This is a genomic window from Pseudomonas yamanorum (genome assembly GCF_900105735.1).
Taxonomy (GTDB): Bacteria; Pseudomonadota; Gammaproteobacteria; order Pseudomonadales; family Pseudomonadaceae; genus Aquipseudomonas; species Aquipseudomonas yamanorum.
This window is the reverse complement of record NZ_LT629793.1, coordinates 1,394,303-1,411,600: the sequence shown is the minus strand read 5'-3', so window position 1 is coordinate 1,411,600 and position 17,298 is coordinate 1,394,303. Positions and strand designations below refer to the sequence as shown.

Annotated in this window: 21 protein-coding genes; 12 read left to right on the top strand and 9 right to left on the bottom strand. The window is 60.4% G+C overall.

Going from position 1 to position 17,298, the window contains the following annotated elements; translation table 11 throughout:
* The first annotated feature begins 472 nt into the window (after positions 1 to 472).
* Complete coding sequence (locus tag BLU46_RS06935; RefSeq protein ID WP_003189869.1) at positions 473 to 754, top strand: GNAT family N-acetyltransferase; 282 nt, start codon at positions 473 to 475, stop codon at positions 752 to 754.
* Positions 755 to 867: 113 nt separating this feature from the next.
* Here the strand turns inward: BLU46_RS06935 and BLU46_RS06930 are convergent, their stop codons facing one another.
* Both BLU46_RS06930 and BLU46_RS06925 read right to left on the bottom strand, forming a co-directional pair.
* Entirely contained in the window at positions 868 to 1,944 is a 1,077-nt protein-coding gene (locus tag BLU46_RS06930) for a 3-deoxy-7-phosphoheptulonate synthase (protein ID WP_017477367.1), read from the bottom strand.
* A 133-nt stretch (positions 1,945 to 2,077) separates the two neighbouring features.
* A complete protein-coding gene (locus BLU46_RS06925) occupies positions 2,078 to 2,512 on the bottom strand; it encodes a PilZ domain-containing protein (protein ID WP_093200137.1) in 435 nt (144 codons plus the stop codon).
* Here BLU46_RS06925 and BLU46_RS06920 point away from each other — a divergent pair.
* The 5 genes from BLU46_RS06920 to cysB all read left to right on the top strand — a co-directional run bounded on the left by BLU46_RS06920 (position 2,511) and on the right by cysB (position 6,440).
* Complete coding sequence (locus tag BLU46_RS06920; RefSeq protein ID WP_063032094.1) at positions 2,511 to 2,903, top strand: YbbN family protein; 393 nt, start codon at positions 2,511 to 2,513, stop codon at positions 2,901 to 2,903. The two genes, BLU46_RS06925 and BLU46_RS06920, sit on opposite strands and share 2 nt — an antisense overlap.
* A complete protein-coding gene (locus BLU46_RS06915) occupies positions 2,900 to 3,865 on the top strand; it encodes a putative 2-dehydropantoate 2-reductase (RefSeq protein ID WP_093200128.1) in 966 nt (321 codons plus the stop codon). The genes BLU46_RS06920 and BLU46_RS06915 overlap by 4 nt, the downstream gene beginning before the upstream one ends.
* A 14-nt stretch (positions 3,866 to 3,879) precedes the next feature.
* A complete protein-coding gene (locus BLU46_RS06910; protein ID WP_093200125.1) occupies positions 3,880 to 4,797 on the top strand; it encodes a 5'-nucleotidase in 918 nt (305 codons plus the stop codon).
* 63 nt (positions 4,798 to 4,860) lie between these two features.
* Positions 4,861 to 5,361, top strand: a complete 501-nt coding sequence (locus BLU46_RS06905; RefSeq protein ID WP_017477371.1) for a universal stress protein — start codon at positions 4,861 to 4,863, stop codon at positions 5,359 to 5,361.
* Positions 5,362 to 5,465: 104 nt separating this feature from the next.
* Complete coding sequence (cysB, locus tag BLU46_RS06900; RefSeq protein ID WP_010176165.1) at positions 5,466 to 6,440, top strand: HTH-type transcriptional regulator CysB; 975 nt, start codon at positions 5,466 to 5,468, stop codon at positions 6,438 to 6,440.
* Between the two features lie 5 nt (positions 6,441 to 6,445).
* On the opposite strand, the gene BLU46_RS06895 is transcribed toward cysB, so the two are convergent.
* Together BLU46_RS06895 and BLU46_RS06890 are read right to left on the bottom strand one after the other, a co-directional pair.
* Complete coding sequence (locus tag BLU46_RS06895) at positions 6,446 to 6,928, bottom strand: GreA/GreB family elongation factor (protein ID WP_093200101.1); 483 nt, start codon at positions 6,926 to 6,928, stop codon at positions 6,446 to 6,448.
* Positions 6,929 to 6,943: 15 nt separating this feature from the next.
* Positions 6,944 to 7,312 carry a hypothetical protein gene (locus BLU46_RS06890; RefSeq protein ID WP_093200097.1) on the bottom strand — a complete coding sequence of 123 codons (369 nt, stop codon included), beginning with the start codon at positions 7,310 to 7,312 and terminating at the stop codon, positions 6,944 to 6,946.
* A 131-nt stretch (positions 7,313 to 7,443) separates the two neighbouring features.
* Here BLU46_RS06890 and earP point away from each other — a divergent pair, with 131 nt between their 5' ends.
* Positions 7,444 to 8,577, top strand: a complete 1,134-nt coding sequence (earP, locus tag BLU46_RS06885; protein WP_093200096.1) for an elongation factor P maturation arginine rhamnosyltransferase EarP — start codon at positions 7,444 to 7,446, stop codon at positions 8,575 to 8,577.
* A 49-nt stretch (positions 8,578 to 8,626) separates the two neighbouring features.
* Positions 8,627 to 9,199 (top strand): elongation factor P, encoded by a 573-nt coding sequence (locus tag BLU46_RS06880; protein ID WP_003218698.1) that lies wholly within the window; start codon positions 8,627 to 8,629, stop codon positions 9,197 to 9,199.
* A 69-nt stretch (positions 9,200 to 9,268) separates the two neighbouring features.
* On the opposite strand, the gene BLU46_RS06875 is transcribed toward BLU46_RS06880, so the two are convergent.
* The 3 genes from BLU46_RS06875 to BLU46_RS06865 all read right to left on the bottom strand — a co-directional run bounded on the left by BLU46_RS06875 (position 9,269) and on the right by BLU46_RS06865 (position 11,421).
* Positions 9,269 to 9,688, bottom strand: a complete 420-nt coding sequence (locus BLU46_RS06875; protein WP_093200093.1) for an organic hydroperoxide resistance protein — start codon at positions 9,686 to 9,688, stop codon at positions 9,269 to 9,271.
* 252 nt (positions 9,689 to 9,940) lie between these two features.
* Positions 9,941 to 10,393 (bottom strand): MarR family winged helix-turn-helix transcriptional regulator, encoded by a 453-nt coding sequence (locus tag BLU46_RS06870; protein ID WP_093200090.1) that lies wholly within the window; start codon positions 10,391 to 10,393, stop codon positions 9,941 to 9,943.
* A 77-nt stretch (positions 10,394 to 10,470) separates the two neighbouring features.
* The gene (locus BLU46_RS06865; RefSeq protein ID WP_093210140.1) at positions 10,471 to 11,421 is read right to left on the bottom strand and encodes a LysR family transcriptional regulator; all 951 of its coding nucleotides are present in this window, start codon (positions 11,419 to 11,421) and stop codon (positions 10,471 to 10,473) included.
* A gap of 109 nt (positions 11,422 to 11,530) precedes the next feature.
* Between BLU46_RS06865 and BLU46_RS06860 the strand changes: the two genes are divergently transcribed.
* Positions 11,531 to 12,280, top strand: a complete 750-nt coding sequence (locus BLU46_RS06860; protein ID WP_063032080.1) for a sulfite exporter TauE/SafE family protein — start codon at positions 11,531 to 11,533, stop codon at positions 12,278 to 12,280.
* Here BLU46_RS06860 and BLU46_RS06855 read toward each other — a convergent pair.
* Positions 12,270 to 13,151: a LysR family transcriptional regulator gene (locus tag BLU46_RS06855; protein WP_032882278.1), complete on the bottom strand. Its 882-nt coding sequence runs from the start codon at positions 13,149 to 13,151 to the stop codon at positions 12,270 to 12,272. The two genes, BLU46_RS06860 and BLU46_RS06855, sit on opposite strands and share 11 nt — an antisense overlap.
* Positions 13,152 to 13,221: 70 nt before the next feature.
* Here BLU46_RS06855 and BLU46_RS06850 point away from each other — a divergent pair, with 70 nt between their 5' ends.
* Together BLU46_RS06850 and BLU46_RS06845 are read left to right on the top strand one after the other, a co-directional pair.
* Positions 13,222 to 13,428 carry a DUF1127 domain-containing protein gene (locus BLU46_RS06850; RefSeq protein ID WP_172834525.1) on the top strand — a complete coding sequence of 69 codons (207 nt, stop codon included), beginning with the start codon at positions 13,222 to 13,224 and terminating at the stop codon, positions 13,426 to 13,428.
* Positions 13,429 to 13,473: 45 nt separating this feature from the next.
* Positions 13,474 to 14,703 (top strand): winged helix-turn-helix domain-containing protein, encoded by a 1,230-nt coding sequence (locus tag BLU46_RS06845; protein ID WP_063032078.1) that lies wholly within the window; start codon positions 13,474 to 13,476, stop codon positions 14,701 to 14,703.
* On the opposite strand, the gene BLU46_RS06840 is transcribed toward BLU46_RS06845, so the two are convergent.
* Positions 14,683 to 16,029 (bottom strand): class II 3-deoxy-7-phosphoheptulonate synthase, encoded by a 1,347-nt coding sequence (locus BLU46_RS06840; protein ID WP_017477382.1) that lies wholly within the window; start codon positions 16,027 to 16,029, stop codon positions 14,683 to 14,685. The two genes, BLU46_RS06845 and BLU46_RS06840, sit on opposite strands and share 21 nt — an antisense overlap.
* 118 nt (positions 16,030 to 16,147) lie before the next feature.
* Here BLU46_RS06840 and BLU46_RS06835 point away from each other — a divergent pair, with 118 nt between their 5' ends.
* On the top strand, positions 16,148 to 16,903 hold the full coding sequence (locus BLU46_RS06835) for a spermidine synthase (RefSeq protein ID WP_063032076.1): 756 nt from the start codon (positions 16,148 to 16,150) through the stop codon (positions 16,901 to 16,903).
* The last annotated feature ends 395 nt before the right edge of the window (positions 16,904 to 17,298 follow it).

Below are 17,298 nucleotides of genomic sequence, written 5' to 3'. Positions count from 1 at the left end.
TGAGAGTCTGTATAAAAAATATCCAGATTTTTGCACTCGGCCGAGGATTGGATCCAGCCTGAAAGGGCCGGCTGGCATGTGTTAAGCCATGTAAACATAAGTCATTTTATATATCGTCCCTGACACTATTGTTCAGATTGTCTTTTCGGTCTTCGGTATCTTTTGTGCATGTTGAGGTGACTTTAAGAGCGCGTGTTCGTCTCAAGCTTCAACTGCCGGCAATGTTCAGGCCATCGACGTAAGGAATCTCGATTGGCCCTTTCTATGTCCGCCAGCGCAACGGAAGACGAGCGCGTCTTGAGCAATTGTGCGATTGGCGCCTACTATTTCCCTGTGCTGGTTGTGAGCGCTAGTGCAAGGCACTGGCGGCTTTTCTCGTTGTCGAAACCGGCACCGGGTGGCGTAGATGTTCCTTCGCCGGAAAAACATCGGTAAGGTAGGGGTCAGAAACCAAGACCCGCGAGGAGTAGTGATGAGCGAGGCGTTGTCCATCCACCATGACCAGGCTGGTCATCAGTTCGAGACCAATGTGGACGGTCATCGTGCCTATCTGACCTATATGGACCTTGGGAAGCAGACCCTGGATATCTATCGCACCTTCGTGCCCAACGCATTGCGAGGCCGTGGCATTGCTGCCGCGCTCACCGAAGAAGCGTTGAAGTTCGCCGAAGAGGCAGGTTATACGGTGATCCCGTCCTGCTCCTACGTGGAGCGTTACATGGAGCGCCACCAGCGCCATGCCGCAAAGCTGTGAGCATTGAGTAGGGCGGGACGCAGCGCATCCCAGGATGCATTCCCACGCAGAGCGGGGAACGATCAAAAAAAACGCCGGGTTTAGCCCGGCGTTTTTGTGTCCGCAGTGTTTGCTCAGCCGCGTTGGCGCTTGGGCAACACGTCCTTGAGCTTGGCATGCATGCTGCGCAAGGTGGTCTCGGTGGCAGCCCAGTCGATGCAGGCATCGGTGATCGACACGCCGTATTGCAGGTCGGCCAGATCCTTTGGAATCGCCTGGCAGCCCCAGTTCAGGTGGCTTTCGACCATCAGGCCGATGATCGACTGGTTGCCTTCCAGAATCTGGTTGGCCACGTTCTCCATCACCAGCGGTTGCAGAGCCGGGTCCTTGTTGGAGTTGGCGTGGCTGCAATCGACCATGATGTTCGGCTTGATCTTCGCCTTGTTCAGCGCCTGTTCGCACAGGGCCACGCTGACCGAATCATAGTTGGGCTTGCCGTTGCCGCCGCGCAGTACCACGTGACCGTAGGCGTTGCCCTTGGTGGTGACGATGGACACGCCACCTTCCTGGTTGATACCCAGGAAACGGTGCGGGCTGGACACCGACTGCAGGGCGTTGATCGCCACCGTCAGGCCGCCGTCGGTACCGTTCTTGAAACCCACGGCCGAAGACAGGCCGGAAGCCATTTCCCGGTGAGTCTGGGATTCGGTGGTACGTGCACCAATCGCCGACCAGCTGATCAGGTCTTGCAGGTACTGCGGGGAAATCGGGTCCAGGGCTTCGGTTGCCGTCGGCAGGCCCATTTCCGCGAGGTCCAGCAGCAGTTGACGACCGATGTGCAGGCCATCCTGGATCTTGAAGGAGTCGTCCAGGTACGGGTCGTTGATCAAGCCTTTCCAGCCGACGGTGGTACGCGGCTTCTCGAAATAGACGCGCATCACCAGGTACAAGGTGTCGGACACTTCTGCCGCCAGCACCTTCAGGCGCTCGGCGTATTCGTGGGCAGCCTTGAGGTCATGGATCGAGCACGGCCCGATGACCACGAACAGGCGGTGGTCGGTGCCGTCGAGAATCTCACGGATGACTTCGCGGCCCTTGGTGACGGTCTGCAGGGCAGCGTCGCTCAGGGGGATTTCGCGCTTGAGCTGATCGGGTGTGATCAGGGTCTCGTTGGATTCGACGTTAAGGTCGTTGATCGGTAAATCAGCCATCGTGTTACTCGTCAGGGTCACGGGTGCCGGCCGCCAGCGATCCCCGTGCGGCGGAGCACAGCATGATTTAAGTGCAGCGGGGAGCCGAACCTTAGCGCGTTACAAGGCTGCGAGACAATGGGCAAAGGCCGCTTTAATCCAGCGCTGGCTGCACAAAAGCCTCATGGGAGAACTCGCCGGCATGGCGCGTGACCCATTCCCGGGCCAGGGCTTCGCTTTGCCAGGGTGTCGGCCCGGAGCCTTCGTGGAGGCGGCAGTAGCGTTCGATCTGGCACACTTGCTCACCCATCCGCGCACCGAACAAGGCCTGTTCATCGGTAAAGGTAATACCGACGCGGTAACCGTTTTCAGCTTTGCGGCACCACGCTACGTAGCCCGGATAGCGGGCTGTCTGGCCCAGTGCAGGGATATGCATCTCGATGGCCATGCCTTGGCGCCAGGCGCGTGGGTAATTGCATGCGACGCCGCCCAGGCCGATAGTGTGCAGCCGTTGGCGGGAAATGCCGGAAATGGGACGTTGGGTTAATTCGACAGCGACATCATCAGGGTGAGGAAAGAAACGACCCATGCACACGGACTCCGAGCACCGTCCAGTTGACGGCGGTGGCAGCAGTATAGTGAAAGAACTGCACCTTACCGATCTGGATATCGACCAGCAATTATTGGGGCTTCCCGGCACCTCGCTGGTGGTGTTCACCGGTGACGGTTGCTCGCGCTGCCGCTTCCTGCACCAGCAACTGCCCGGTTGGGACTTGCCGGTGGACCGGGTCTGTTGGGTGGATGCTGGCCACAATGGCGGCGCGGTAGAGCGCTACGAGATCTTTCATTTGCCCGCGTTGTTTGTGGTGTGCGACGGGAAATTCCATGGAATATTAGCGTCACTGACGCGTCTGACCGCCGGCGACCTGAAGCAGGGTGTGCAGCAGGCGCTCAAACGACTACCAGAGGAATTGCCATGACCGAAGTTGCAAAAACACAGTCGCCCCGGATCGGGATTATCGGCACCGGGGCCATTGGTGGCTTCTACGGTGTGATGCTCGCGCGTGCCGGTTTCGATGTGCATTTCCTGCTGCGCAGCGAGTACGCGGCGGTCAGCGAGCGCGGCCTGCAGCTCAACAGCACCCTCCACGGAATCGTGCGCCTGCACCCGGTGCAGGCCTATGCCCGCGCCGCCGACATGCCGCCGTGCGACTGGCTGCTGGTGGGCACCAAGTCCACGGGTAATGTCGAACTGGCCCCAACCATCGCCCAGATTGCCGCCCCGGACGCCAAGGTCGTGCTGCTGCAAAACGGCCTCGATGTCGAAGACAGCCTGCGGGAACACTTGCCGCCGTCGCTGCACTTGCTGGGTGGCCTGTGCTACATCGGCGTGCACCGTTCCGGTCCCGGGATTGTCGAGCATCAGGCGCTGGGCCGGGTCAACCTGGGTTACCACAGTGGTCCCGCGGCCAACGATGACACTCATCGGCAGGCCATTGTCGAAGCAGGTGCCGCACTGTTTCACCAGGCCGGCATCGACTCCCAGGCCATGGCCAATGTGCATCAGGCGCGCTGGCATAAACTGGTGTGGAACGTGCCTTACAACGGTCTGTCCGTCGTGTTCGGCACTGGCACCACGGCGATGATGGCGGATGAATCCAGCCGTGAACTGATCCAGGCGCTGATGGCCGAAGTGGCGCAGGGCGCCCACGCCTGCGGGCATGAAATCCCCGCCAGTTACGCCGGGCAGATGTTCACCATGACTGAAAGCATGGATGACTACCTGCCCAGCATGTATCACGATTACGTGCACAAGCGCCCGCTGGAACTGGCGGCGATTTACGCACGCCCCTTGGCGGCGGCGAAGGCGGCGGGTTGTGAATTGCCAAGAATGCAGGCGCTGTACCAGGCCTTGAGTTTTATGGATCGGCATAACCGCTGATTGGGGGGAACACCATGGCAAAGGGATTGGGCGACAAACTGGTGCTGGCGATTTCCTCGCGGGCGCTGTTCGACCTGAGCGAAAGCCACAAGGCCTACCTGGCCCAAGGGGTCGAGACCTATCGCAAGTACCAGATCGACCACGAGGATGAAATCCTCGAGCCCGGCGACGCCTTCCCGCTGGTGAAGAAACTCCTGAGCCTCAACGCCAGCCTCGGCCGTGCCCGGGTCGAGGTGGTGCTGGTGTCGCGCAACAGTGCAGACACCGGCCTGCGCGTGTTCAATTCGATCCAGCATTACGGCTTGGACATCTCCCGCGCCGCGTTTGTCGGCGGGCGCAGTCCTTATCCTTATCTGGCGGCGTTTGGTTGCCACCTGTTTCTGTCCACCCATGCCGAGGATGTGCGCAGCGCCCTGGATGCCGGGTTTGCCGCAGCGACCATCCTCTCGGGCGGCGCACGTCGGGCCTCCAGCGCCGAGTTGCGGATTGCCTTTGACGGCGACGCGGTGCTGTTTTCTGATGAGTCCGAGCGCGTCTATCAGTCGGGAGGTCTTGAAGCCTTCCAGGCCAGCGAGCGGGAGTCGGCCCGCGAGCCATTGCGCGGCGGACCGTTCAAGGGCTTCCTGGCGGCGCTCAACTTGTTGCAACGTGAGTTCCCGGACGAGTCCTGCCCGATCCGTACTGCACTGGTCACTGCGCGTTCGGCGCCGTCCCACGAGCGGGTGATTCGCACGCTGCGGGAATGGGATATCCGTCTCGACGAGTCGCTGTTTCTCGGTGGCCTGGAGAAGTCGGCGTTCCTCGAGGCTTTTGCCGCCGATGTGTTTTTCGATGACCAGGAAGGGCATTGCGAGAAGGCCCGGGAGTTCGTGGCCACCGGGCACGTCCCCCACGGCATCAGTAACGAGTTGAAAATTCAGACCGAGGGCTGAGCACTGCCAAAGGCGCTGCTAAGCTGAATCAATCCCCGCCATCCTGGCTACCCAGGAGGTTCTATGATTCGTTCGATGCTGTACGCCACTGACCTCGGTCTATATGCACCTTATGTGATGCAACATGCCCTGGCGCTGGCGCGAACGTTCAAGGCCGATCTGTATGTGATTCACGTGGTCGAGCCCATCGGGCTGTTCGCCGAATCCGTGTTACAGAGCTACCTTGATGAGAAGGCCTTGAGTGAATGGCAAAGCCAGGGCCTGACGACAGTGATGGCGACCATCGAGCAGCGGGTGCTCGACAGTTTTCGCGAGGAACTGGGGGAAGGGGAGCAGGACCTCAAGTTGATCCGTTCGGTGCGGGTGATCCAGGGCGACCCCTGTGAAGTGATTCTCGACCAGTCGCAGAAACTCTCTGTGGATTTGCTGATCGTAGGTAGTCACAGCCAGGCGGTCGGTGTGGCGACGCCCCTGGGAAGAACCGCTGCTCGGGTGCTGCAGCTGTCTCAGGTGCCGGTGTACCTGGTGCCACTTTTACAGCGCCGCCGCAGTGATGACGTGTGATTGGTAGAAAACGATAAAAAGTTCTAGATTTATCAGTCTAACCTTTAATATAGTTATATACCGTCGCTGATACCCGTGGCGTCTATCCGCTTTGAGGGACACATATGAAGCTTCAACAACTGCGCTACATCTGGGAAGTGGCGCACCACGACCTCAACGTTTCCGCTACTGCTCAAAGCCTTTACACCTCGCAACCCGGTATCAGCAAGCAGATCCGCCTGCTCGAAGATGAGTTGGGCGTTGAAGTGTTCGCACGCAGCGGCAAGCACCTGACCCGCGTCACCCCGGCCGGTGAGCGCATCATCACCACCGCCGGCGAGATCCTGCGCAAGGTCGAAAGCATCAAGCAGATCGCCCAGGAATTCTCCAACGAGAAGAAAGGCACCCTGTCGATCGCCACCACCCACACCCAGGCACGTTATGCGCTGCCGCCGGTGATCAGCAGCTTTATCAAGCAGTACCCGGACGTGGCCTTGCACATGCACCAGGGTTCGCCGATGCAGATCGCCGAGATGGCCGCCGACGGCACCGTCGATTTCGCGATTGCCACCGAAGCGCTGGAATTGTTCGGCGACCTGGTGATGATGCCGTGCTACCGCTGGAACCGCTGTGTGGTAGTGCCTCAAGGTCACCCATTGGCCAAGCTGCCGAAGCTGACCCTGGAAGCCCTGGCTGAATACCCGATCGTGACTTACGTGTTCGGTTTCACCGGCCGTTCGAAACTCGACGAAGCCTTCAGCCATCGTGGCCTGACGCCGAAAGTGGTGTTCACCGCAGCCGACGCCGACGTCATCAAGACTTATGTACGCCTGGGCCTGGGTGTCGGTATCGTCGCCAAGATGGCGGTCGACACCAAGCTCGACAGCGACCTGGTGGTGCTCGATGCCAGCGAACTGTTCGAGTCCAGCGTGACCAAGATCGGTTTCCGCCGCGGCACCTTCCTGCGGGGTTTCATGTGCGACTTCATCGAGAAATTCGCGCCGCACCTGACGCGCGAAGTGATGGCCAAGGCCATCCAGTGCCACAACAAGCAGGAACTGGAAGAGCTGTTCGACGGCGTTGAACTGCCGGTTCACTGATCGGCTTACTTGACCTCGGTAACAGCAAACTGTTGCCGAGCGCCCCCCACCAGAATCTCCACCTCATCCCCTTCGAACTTGCCCACCAGGCTTTTGCCCAGGGGCGAGCGTGGGGTGATGACGGTCACCGGTTGTCCCACCACATCGACCTTCAAGCCTGCGCCGTCCGGCGCCAGGAATAGCCACTGCTGGCGATCGTTTTCATCCACCAGCCCCAGCAATGCGCCCACTTCGATCCCGCGCTGGTCATCGTAGGCACGCAGTTGCATGTTCTGGCAGAGCGTCAGCGCCTGCTTGATCTCCTCGACGCGCCGGGCCTGGCCGGCGGCCAGGTAGGACGCTTCCAGCCCCAGGGTGTCGTACTTGTTCTCGGCGATGTTTTCTTCATGAGTCGCGGTTTCGTACGCGGTTTGTGCCGCGCGCTGGGCGATATCAAGATCGACCGCGAGCTTATCCAGGACCAGTTGGTGAACGGCGTGCTTATTCATGGGTGGCTTTCGTGATCAATCGCAAAATTGCAGGACGTTGGCCCGGCTCTTGTCGTTGGGGGCGTTCTGGTCCTGTTGCAGCCAGAACTGGCATTTGGGGTTGGACAGGTTGCGCGGGTTGTTGCGGGCCTGGTCCAGGGTCTGCTGTTGCTCCTGCTTGCGCAGGTTCTCCTGGTACTGCTCGAACATCCGGTTAGGCGGCTCCGGTGCAACCACCTCCGGCTTGCCCAGTTGCTGCACCACTCGGGCCACCGGCGCTACGGTTTGCTCAGGCAGGTAGCGGGACGCCAGCCACAGGCTCAGCACAATGGCGATAAACCCCAGCCACAGGCCGAAGGCCACGGCGATACTGAGTTTGAACAGCGAGAACGAACGAACAGACATGGTGGCCTCCTGGCAGGCACGTGCGGCATGGCGCCGATTGTCCCACAGCCGCGCGCAGAATAATCGCGATCAACCCTTCGCAATCGAGGCATTTATACGGACAATCGAGCCTTTGAGCGTTGGAGCCCGGAATGAAAGCCCGCTGGGATATTTTTTGCAGCGTCGTCGACAACTACGGCGACATCGGCGTGACCTGGCGCCTGGCCCGGCAATTGGTGGCGGAACACGGTTGTGGGGTGCGCCTGTGGGTCGATGACCTGCGGGCGTTCGAACGCATGTGCCCCGAGATTGATGTGCAGGTGCACCAGCAGTGGCAAGAGGGCGTTGACGTGCGCTACTGGCCCTCCGACTGGCCGGCGACCGACGCGGCAGACGTGGTGATCGCCGCGTTCGCCTGCCAATTGCCGCCTGACTATATGGAAGCGATGGCTACGCGCGAACGCACGCCGCTGTGGATGAACCTGGATTACCTGAGCGCCGAGGATTGGGTCGTGGGTTGCCACGGTTTACCGTCGGTGAAATTCAAAGGCGTGCAAAAGTACTTCTTCTTTCCCGGATTCCGTCCCGGCACCGGAGGTTTACTGCGTGAGGCGGGGCTGCTGGAGCAGCGCGATGCCTTCCAGCGAGACGCCGCCGCCCGGCAGCAGTTTCTGCAGGCCCTTGGGGTTTTCCCGGCCGCCGGCGCGCGACTGATGTCGTTGTTCGCCTATGAAAACACCGGGCTGGCCAGTTGGCTCGACGTGCTGGCCGCCGATGGGCGCGCCACTCATCTGCTGGTGCCGGAAGGGCGGATCCTCGGTGACGTGCAGCGTTGGCTGGGTGTCGAGTCATTGAAAACAGGCGACGTGCACCGGCGCGACGGGTTGACCGTGCAAGTGCTGCCGTTCGTGCGCCAGGAGCAATACGACCGCCTGTTGTGGTGCTGCGACTTCAACGCCGTGCGCGGCGAAGACTCGTTTGTGCGGGCGCAATGGGCCGGGCGGCCGCTCTTGTGGCATATCTATCGCCAGGACGAAGACATTCACCTGGACAAGCTGGACGCCTTTCTCGAGCTGTATACCGAAGGCTTGTCACCGGCCGCGAAAACGGCGTTGGTCAGCCTTTGGCAGGCCTGGAACGCTGATGGCGATATGGCAAATAGCTGGAAAATGCTTCTGGAACACTGGCCGGAAGTGACCGCGAATGCCGAGAAATGGGCTCTGGAACAAGGCTCGCGGACCGATCTTGCGACGGCGCTGGTACAGTTTTATGTAAATTGGATATGATACGCGACCTTGATTTTTGTAAATCCCATCCAAATTTCGGATATTCGCAATGAAAACTGGTAAAGAACTGAAACCCGGTACAGTGATCCGTCTCGAAAACGACCCTTGGCTGGTTCAGAAAGCTGAGTTCACCAAGTCTGGTCGTAACAGCGCAATCATGAAGACCAAGCTGAAGAACCTGCTGACCGGTTACAAGACCGAGATCGTCTACAGCGCCGATGACAAACTGGACGACGTGATCCTCGACCGCAAAGAAGCGACCCTGTCCTTCATCAGCGGCGACACCTACACGTTCATGGACACCACCGACTACACCATGTACGAGCTGAACGCTGAAGACATCGAAGCCGTTCTGCCATTCGTGGAAGAAGGCATGGAAGACGTCTGCGAAGCTATCTTCTTCGAAGACCGTCTGGTTTCCGTAGAGCTGCCGACCACTATCGTGCGTAAGGTTGCCTACACCGAAGGTTCCGCTCGCGGCGACACTTCGGGCAAGGTGATGAAGCCTGCCAAACTGGCTAACGGTACCGAACTGCAAGTGGCCGATTTCATCGAAATCGACGACCTGATCGAGATCGACACCCGTGAAGGTGGTTCGTACAAAGGTCGCGCCAAGAAGTAATTCTTGCGCCACCGGTACGACAAAAAAAGCCCGACCATGAGTCGGGCTTTTTTGTGGGCGCGGTTTGGATCAAACGGTCACGTGCAGGCGCACATCGACGTTGCCACGGGTGGCGTTGGAGTACGGGCAGACCTGGTGGGCCGCGTTGACCAGGCTTTGTGCTTCGTCCTGGGCCAGGCCGGGCAGGCTGACGTGCAGGTCGATGTCCAGGCCGAAACCGCCGGGGATTTGACCGATGCCGACATGGGCAGTGATCGAAGCGTCATCCGGGATTTTGCGTTTGGTCTGGCTGGCGACGAATTTCAAGGCGCCGATAAAGCAGGCGGAGTAACCGGCGGCGAACAGTTGTTCCGGGTTGGTGGCCTGGCCACCCGCGCCGCCCAGCTCTTTTGGCGTGGAGAGTTTTACATCGAGGATATTGTCGTTGGAAACAGCGCGACCATCACGGCCGCCGGTGGCGGTGGCTACTGCGGTATAGAGAGTTTGCATGGTGATTTCCTCGTTTGTATTTGCGCTAATTGTTTGTGCGCTAAGTAAGTGGCGAGGTGAATGTATCGCGCAAATAGTTGGCGCGCAATATATATTTTGAAAATATTTTGCCTGCCTTGATGGCGAGGCTCTGCACAAACAAATGTGGGAGCGGGCTTGCTCGCGAATGCAGTGGATCAGTCAATGCATCTAGTGACTGTCACACCGCATTCGCGAGCAAGCCCGCTCCCACATTTTTGATGCGTGGTGCCTTTAGAGGGAGACTTGCAGGTTTTTCCGCAGCGCGAGTAAATCCCCTTGGAGCTTGCGCAGTTGTTCGATGTCCATCCCGCTGGCGCCCAGAATGCACTGCGGAATATCCATCGCCTTGTCCCGCAGGGCACGCCCGGAATCGGTCAACTCAACCACCACCACACGCTCGTCTTCACGGCTGCGGGTCCGGCTGAGCAGGCCTTCGGCCTCCAGGCGCTTGAGCAGCGGCGTCAGGGAGCCGGGATCCGTCAGCAGGCGATTGCTGATTTCGCCGACGGTCAATCCATCCTCTTCCCACAGCACCATCATCGCCAGGTACTGCGGGTAGGTGAGGCCGAGGGCTTGCAGCAGGGGTTTGTAGACCTTGGTCATCAACAACGAGGTGGAATGCAGGGCAAAACACAGTTGGTTGTCGAGCAACAAGGATTCGCAGTTATCGAGGGACTTGGTCATGGCGGTGCCTTAAAACGTATCTGGCTTCGAATCTAGCGGGCAAATGTTTAACGCGCCAGACAATTCTGTTCGCTCGGTCAGCCAAAGGCGCTTTGCAACGCGAGATCCCACGGCGGTACGGGGCTGAAGCGTGCCTTGAGGTATTCCAGCAATAACCGGCTGCGGGCGTTTGCGTGTTGCTCCAGGCGCAGGGCATAGATGCCGGCGGTTTCAGGCGTCGGCAAGCCGTTCTCGCAGAACAGCGGCACCAGTTCGCCGCGCACCAGGTATTCACTGGCGAGCCAGGTAGGGAGGTGGGCAACGCCAAGTCCGGCCAGCGCCCCGGAGAGCAGGGCTTCGGCGTTGTTGGCGCTCATGCGAATGCGTTGCGGGCGATAGGTGGTCTTGCGGCCGTCCAGTTCAAATCGCCAGGCGAACATCGGTGCCAGGCCTTCCCAGTCCAGGCCGTCGTGTTCGTTCAACTGGCTGGGATGGGTCGGAGTGCCACGGCTTTTCAGGTAGGCCGGGCTGGCGCAGGCGATGCGCACGATACTGGCCAGGGGCGTGGCGATCAGACGGGTGTCGACGATATGCCCGGCCCGCAGCACCAGGTCGACTTTGCCCAAATGCTCGCCCTGCATGTCGACAAAGCTGTCGATCAGATGCAGATGTACGTCGAGGCCCGGGTACACGTTAAGAAAGTCACCAATGGCAGGCGCCAAGTGGCGCCGCCCGAAGGCAGCCGGGGCGTCCACGCGGATCAACCCTTCAGGCGCATGGCTCAGCGACACCGCTTCGGCCCGCGCCAGTTGCAACTCGCTGACAATCCGGCGGGCGCGCTCGGCAAACGCCAGGCCGGCGGGCGTCGGCACCACGGCATGGGTGCTGCGTTGAAACAGCCGGCTGCCCACCGAGCTTTCCAGGCTGTCGATGCGCCGCGCTACTGCCGAGGGCGTGAGCGGGTGTCGGCGCGCGGCCGCAGAAAAGCTTCCGGCTTCCAGCACGTCGAGAAACAGACTGAGTTGATCGGTCAGGGTATTGGGGTTCATCAGCGTCTGCTTATGCGAAGTCGGCACAGCCATTGTGCGTTGCTGTGCGTTTCCGCGCCAGAGCGGACTGCGTAGCATGCAAAGCCTGGGAATAGGCGGGGGCGAAGTGGTGGCAGATTTAGCGTTGTATTTGGCACTGGGTGTCGCGTTGGGCACTGTCGGCGGCTTGTTCGGCATTGGTGGTGGGTTGATTGCAATTCCAGTGTTGGGTGTGTTTTTTGGCCTGGACCAACAGATTGCCCAAGGGACAGCTCTGGTGATGGTGGTGCCGAACGTGATGCTCGCGTTGTGGCGTTATCACCAACGCAACCGGATTGAACTGCGCCACGCATTACCGCTGGGCGTGATGGGGTTTTCCTTCGCCTGGCTGGGCTCGATCTGGGCGGTGGGGATCGATGCAGACGTGATGCGCGTGGGCTTTATCGTCTTTTTGCTGGCATTGGCGTCCTACAACCTGCTGCGAATGTTTACCCACAATGCACCGCCTTCGGCGCAGATGCGCTACTCCTGGCCGTGGCTGGGGGTGCTGGGGGCGGCGTCGGGGTCCATGGGCGGCTTATTCGGAGTAGGCGGAGCGGTGGTGGCCACACCGGTGCTGACCAGCATCTTCGGCACCAGCCAGGTGGTCGCCCAGGGGCTGTCGCTGGCCCTGGCCTTGCCGAGCACCAGCGTGACTCTGGTGACCTACGCCTGGCACCACGAAGTGGATTGGCTGATCGGCGTGCCCCTGGCCGTCGGCGGCTTGCTCAGCATCAGTTGGGGGGTGAAAGTCGCCCACGCCATGCCGGAGCGTATGTTGCGCGGGCTGTTCTGTGGGTTCCTGGCGGTTTGCGCGGTGATGCTGACCTTTAAAGTTTGAAGCCTTCGAGGATGTATTCGGCGAGGCATTCGGTGATCGGTGAAGTGGTGCGTGGGTTGCGCAACAGCCGCAGATTGACCGAAGGCAACGGCGGAAAACCATCCGCCGCGCCCAATATGCGCAGGTCTTCGGTCACCAGGCTTTCCATGTTGATCGTGACTGCCAGGCCTGCTCCCACCACCGCCAGGATCGCGGCACCGTTAGAGCTGTGATACGCCAGTCGATATTCCTGGCCTTGGGCGTCCAGTGCAGCGCGTGCCCATTGTGTGCAAAAGCTGTCGAGGCCGGAAATGGCCAAGGGCAGGGCGCTGTGCTCATCCATGCAGAAGCAAGGTGCCGCTACCCAGACCATGCGTTCATGGCGCAGCAGTTCGCCGATTTCATTCCCCGGTTCGCGGCTGATAACCGTCAAGTCCAGATCCCGGCGCTGCATCAGCACCGGCGACGATTCGCAGTGCATTTCAATCTGGATCAGCGGGTAAGCCTTGGAGAAGCGCTTGAGAATCCCCGGCAAGTAGCGCATCACATAATCGTCCGGGGTGCCGATGCGCACCAGCCCGACCATGTGCGGCTCACGCAGGGTGTTGAACACCTCGCTGTGCAGCTTCAGGATCCTGCGGGCATAGCCCAGCAGGACCTGGCCTTCGGGCGTCAGCCGCACCTGACGGCCATCGCGCTCGAACAACTTGCGCTGCAACACGTCTTCTTCCAGGCGTTTCATCTGCATGCTCACCGCCGACTGCGTGCGGTTGACCTGCTCGCCGGCGCGGGTGAAACCACCCTGATCGGCGATGGCGACGAAGGTGCGCAGCACTTCAGTGTCGATACTCGGGTAGCTGGACAATCGATCAATCTCCGAGATGTATTGCATAAGAAACATTCGTTGGATTGATCATAGCGCCAGGCACAGACTTCAGTCATCCCCACTGGAGGGCGAGATGATGAAAGGTCAAAGAGGTTTTGTGCTGATGGCGAAGCGGCCGTTTTCCGGGCTGCTCCAACTGGGTTCCCGGTGGCTGGCCGTGCACCGTGAACGCCAACTGTTGATGAGCATGAGCGATGAGGCGCTCAAGGACATCGGGCTCAACCGTGGCGATGTCGAGCAGGAAAGCCGCCGGCACTTTTGGGAAGATCCGCTGCGAAAATGACGCGGGATGCAGTAGGGTGGTTCGCGAGCACACAAGGAGAGTCACATGCCCGCAGAGTTATCCTTTTCCCTCAAGCAGGCGCGGCGGCTGGCGCTGGCAGCCCAAGGCTTTTCCGGGCGCCAGCCGCCGGCGTCGATCAAGGCCGCACAGGTCAACCGCCTGGTTGAGCGTTTGGGTGTATTGCAGATTGACTCGGTGAATGCGGTGGTGCGCTCGCACTACCTGCCGCTGTTTTCCCGGCTGGGTAACTACTCTCCGTTGATTCTTGAACAGGCCGCCTGGAGTTCGGGGCGGCGGCGTTCGCTGTTCGAGTATTGGGGGCATGAGGCTTCGCTGTTACCCATGGCGCTGTACCCATTGATGCGCTGGCGCATGGAGCGGGCGGCCCGGGGGCAAGGGATTTATCAGCAAATGGCGCGTTTTGGTCGCGAGCAGCAGGCCACCATCGCCCGGGTGCTGGGCATCGTCGAACAACAAGGCGCCCTGGGTGCGGGCAGTTTGTCCACCCGCGAGGAGCGCGCCGGCCCCTGGTGGGACTGGAGCGATGAAAAGCACGCGTTGGAATGGCTGTTTGCCGCCGGCCAGGTGACCGTCGCCGGGCGTCGCGGTTTTGAGCGGCTGTATGACCTGCCGGAGCGCGTGATTCCGGCCGACGTTCTCCGGCAAGCCCCGTTGGACGAGGCCGAAGCGCAGCGCGGCTTACTGCTGCATAGCGCCACGGCATTGGGTGTGGGCACCGAAAAAGACCTGCGCGACTACTTCCGCCTCGACCCGGCCGACAGCCGTGGGCGCCTGGCGGAACTGGTCGAAGACGGGCAATTGATCACGTGTGAGGTCCAGGGCTGGAAACAGCCGGCTTATTGCCTGCCCGAGCCAAAAGTCCCGCGCAAGGTGCCCGCCAGCGCGCTGTTATCGCCTTTTGATTCGCTGATCTGGGAGCGCAGCCGTACCGAGCGTTTGTTCGATTTCCGCTATCGGCTGGAGATCTACACGCCTCAGGACAAGCGGGTGTACGGCTATTACGTGTTGCCGTTCCTGCACAACGAGCGAATCGCCGCGCGCGTGGATCTACGGGCGGAGCGGGCGGCCGGACGCTTGGCGGTGCATGCCGTTCACGAGGAAGAGCCGGGGCTGGACGAGGAGGGGATGCAGGCGCTGGCCCTGAATCTGCGGCAGATGGCCGACTGGCTCGGGCTTGAGCAGATCCAGCTCAATTGCCAGCGGGCCAGTGCGGCACGGTTGCGGGTGGCGCTCTTAGCGCTTGACCTGTTTTAGCGTCTCGGCGATCAGGAACGCCAATTCCAGCGACTGATCGGCATTCATCCGTGGGTCGCAGTGGGTGTGATAGCGGTCCGACAGCCCGTCTTCGGTAATCGGCCGCGCGCCGCCGATGCACTCGGTGACATTCTGGCCGGTCATCTCGATATGAATCCCGCCGGCATACGTGCCTTCGGCTTCATGCACCTGGAAGAACTCCTTCACCTCACTGAGGATCTGCGCGAAGTCCCGGGTCTTGTAGCCGCTGCTGGCCTTGATGGTGTTGCCGTGCATCGGGTCGGAACTCCATAGCACCTGCTTGCCTTCACGTTGCACCGCGCGGATCAGGTTCGGCAGATGGTCGCCGACCTTGTTCGCCCCCATGCGCGCAATCAGGTTCAGGCGGCCTGGGTCGTTATCCGGATTGAGGATGTCGATCAGGCGGATCAGGTCATCGGGATTCATGCTCGGGCCGACCTTGACCCCGATCGGGTTGTTCACCCCGCGCAGGAATTCGACGTGGGCACCGTCCAGTTGGCGGGTGCGGTCACCGATCCACAGCATGTGTGCTGAGCAGTCGTAATAGTCGTTGGTCAGGCTATCGCGGCGCACGAAGGCTTGTTCGTAGTTGAGCAGCAACGCCTCGTGGGCGGTGAAGAAACTGGTCTCGCGCAGTTGCGGCGAGCTGTCCATGCCACAGGCGCGCATGAACGCCAGGGTTTCATCGATACGGTCGGCCAGTTGACTGTACTTCTCGGCCAAGGCCGAGTTGGCGATGAAGTCCAGATTCCACTTGTGCACCTGGTGCAGGTCGGCAAAGCCGCCCTGGGCAAACGCCCGCAGCAGGTTCAGGGTGGCGGTGGACTGGTGGTAAGACTGCAGCAGGCGGTCAGGGTCCGGCACGCGGCTTTTTTCGTCGAAACCGATGCCGTTGACGATATCGCCACGGTAGGCGGGCAGGGTGATGCCGTCGATGGTTTCATCGTTGGAAGAACGCGGCTTGGCGAACTGGCCAGCCATGCGCCCGACCTTGACCACTGGGCAACCGGCGGCGAAGGTCATCACAATCGCCATCTGCAGCAGCACCTTGAAGGTGTCGCGAATTTTTGCCGCCGAAAACTCGGCAAAACTCTCGGCGCAATCGCCACCTTGCAACAGGAAAGCGCGACCCTGGGTTACCTCGGCAAACTGACGGCGCAATTCACGGGCCTCACCGGCAAACACCAGTGGCGGATAACTCGCCAGGTTCTGCTCGACCTGCGCCAAATGCGCAGCGTCAGGGTACTGGGGTTGTTGCTGGATCGGCAGGGCGCGCCAGCTGTCGGGGCTCCAGGGTTGGCTCATCATGAACTCGAGTGATTTGCGGTCGGGCGGTCATGTTATCAGCAATTAGTACGTGACCTGCTGCTGCCGGTTCGCCGACAATCCCGCCTTTCCCGTTGGCACGCCGTTAGGAGTTGCAATGTCTGAGGAGCGCGTCGAGCGCCTGCTGGCCGAGGTCCATGATGACTTCGGCATGATCCGCGTGCTGGAAGTGGCCGATTACCGCTTTCTCGAGTTTGGCGATGCCATTGAGCAGAGTTGTGTGTTTACCGCTGACCCGAGTTGGCTCGAGTATGACTACACCCGGGCGATGCTGATTGGGGCGTTGTGCCATGAGCAGCCGGAGAGTGCGTTGTTCCTGGGCTTGGGCGCCGGGACGTTGACTCAGGCGTGCCTGAAGTTTTTGCCTTTGGAAGATGTTGAGGCCATCGAGTTGCGGCCTGATGTGCCGCGTCTGGCCATTGAGTACTTGGGGTTGGATGATGATCCTCGGCTGTATATCCGGGTTGGGGATGCTTTGGAGTTGCTGCCTTCCGCTGAGTCGGCGGACCTGATTTTTGTCGACCTGTATACGGATGTTGGTCCCGGGGTGGGGCACCTGGCCTGGACGTTTCTGGAGAATTGCCAGAAGAAGTTGAATCCTGGTGGGTGGTTGGTGATTAATCAGTGGGCTACCGATGACGGCAAGCCGTTGGGCGCTGCGTTGTTGCGTGGGTTGTATCACCGGCATTATTGGGAGCTGCCGGTGAAGGAGGGGAATGTGATTCTTTTGGTGCCGGCGGACCTGGATCAGGAGCTTGATCTGGCTGCGGTGTCTGCGCGGGCTGAGGGGTTGGCATCGCGGTTGGGGTATTCGTTGCAGTCGCTGATTAAGGCGATTCGGCCGGCTACGTAGGGTTTTGATTGTGTACATATCCGTTGCTGCGGTAACGGCCGCTTAGGGTTCCGCTCTTACAGCGGGTCACTTTTGGCAAACGCCCCAAAAGTAACCAAAAGGTCTTTGCCCCACCACTCGGTGCCTCGCCTAGGCTCGGCATGCCCGCACTCCGGCCCGATTCCGCGGGCCGCCGCGACGGGCCATCCATGGCCCGGCGCGGCTAAATCGGCATCCCTGCCGATTTACCCGCTCCACCGTGCCTGCTTGCGGCCATCGTGGTTAACGGGGCCCGCAGATCAAGATCAAAAGCAAGAGCACAGCGGCCTACCGGCCGGCTTGAGTGTTAAAAGCAAAGGCAAAGACCAGAGCGAAAGCAAAGCTGCTTTTCTGTGGGAGCTGGCTTGCCTGCGATG

Bases quoted from the DNA above. Each gene is read 5' to 3' on its own strand.
- BLU46_RS06870 (WP_093200090.1), bottom strand. From the start codon at position 10,393: ATGACCAAGTCCCTCGATAACTGCGAATCCTTGTTGCTCGACAACCAA.
- BLU46_RS06845 (WP_063032078.1), top strand. From the start codon at position 13,474: ATGCCCGCAGAGTTATCCTTTTCCCTCAAGCAGGCGCGGCGGCTGGCG.
- BLU46_RS06875 (WP_093200093.1), bottom strand. From the start codon at position 9,688: ATGCAAACTCTCTATACCGCAGTAGCCACCGCCACCGGCGGCCGTGAT.
- BLU46_RS06895 (WP_093200101.1), bottom strand. From the start codon at position 6,928: ATGAATAAGCACGCCGTTCACCAACTGGTCCTGGATAAGCTCGCGGTC.
- BLU46_RS06910 (WP_093200125.1), top strand. From the start codon at position 3,880: ATGGCAAAGGGATTGGGCGACAAACTGGTGCTGGCGATTTCCTCGCGG.
- BLU46_RS06920 (WP_063032094.1), top strand. From the start codon at position 2,511: ATGCACACGGACTCCGAGCACCGTCCAGTTGACGGCGGTGGCAGCAGT.
- BLU46_RS06850 (WP_172834525.1), top strand. From the start codon at position 13,222: ATGAAAGGTCAAAGAGGTTTTGTGCTGATGGCGAAGCGGCCGTTTTCC.
- BLU46_RS06905 (WP_017477371.1), top strand. From the start codon at position 4,861: ATGATTCGTTCGATGCTGTACGCCACTGACCTCGGTCTATATGCACCT.
- BLU46_RS06855 (WP_032882278.1), bottom strand. From the start codon at position 13,151: ATGCAATACATCTCGGAGATTGATCGATTGTCCAGCTACCCGAGTATC.
- BLU46_RS06835 (WP_063032076.1), top strand. From the start codon at position 16,148: ATGTCTGAGGAGCGCGTCGAGCGCCTGCTGGCCGAGGTCCATGATGAC.
- BLU46_RS06840 (WP_017477382.1), bottom strand. From the start codon at position 16,029: ATGAGCCAACCCTGGAGCCCCGACAGCTGGCGCGCCCTGCCGATCCAG.
- earP (WP_093200096.1), top strand. From the start codon at position 7,444: ATGAAAGCCCGCTGGGATATTTTTTGCAGCGTCGTCGACAACTACGGC.
- BLU46_RS06915 (WP_093200128.1), top strand. From the start codon at position 2,900: ATGACCGAAGTTGCAAAAACACAGTCGCCCCGGATCGGGATTATCGGC.
- cysB (WP_010176165.1), top strand. From the start codon at position 5,466: ATGAAGCTTCAACAACTGCGCTACATCTGGGAAGTGGCGCACCACGAC.
- BLU46_RS06925 (WP_093200137.1), bottom strand. From the start codon at position 2,512: ATGGGTCGTTTCTTTCCTCACCCTGATGATGTCGCTGTCGAATTAACC.
- BLU46_RS06935 (WP_003189869.1), top strand. From the start codon at position 473: ATGAGCGAGGCGTTGTCCATCCACCATGACCAGGCTGGTCATCAGTTC.
- BLU46_RS06890 (WP_093200097.1), bottom strand. From the start codon at position 7,312: ATGTCTGTTCGTTCGTTCTCGCTGTTCAAACTCAGTATCGCCGTGGCC.
- BLU46_RS06880 (WP_003218698.1), top strand. From the start codon at position 8,627: ATGAAAACTGGTAAAGAACTGAAACCCGGTACAGTGATCCGTCTCGAA.
- BLU46_RS06865 (WP_093210140.1), bottom strand. From the start codon at position 11,421: ATGAACCCCAATACCCTGACCGATCAACTCAGTCTGTTTCTCGACGTG.
- BLU46_RS06930 (WP_017477367.1), bottom strand. From the start codon at position 1,944: ATGGCTGATTTACCGATCAACGACCTTAACGTCGAATCCAACGAGACC.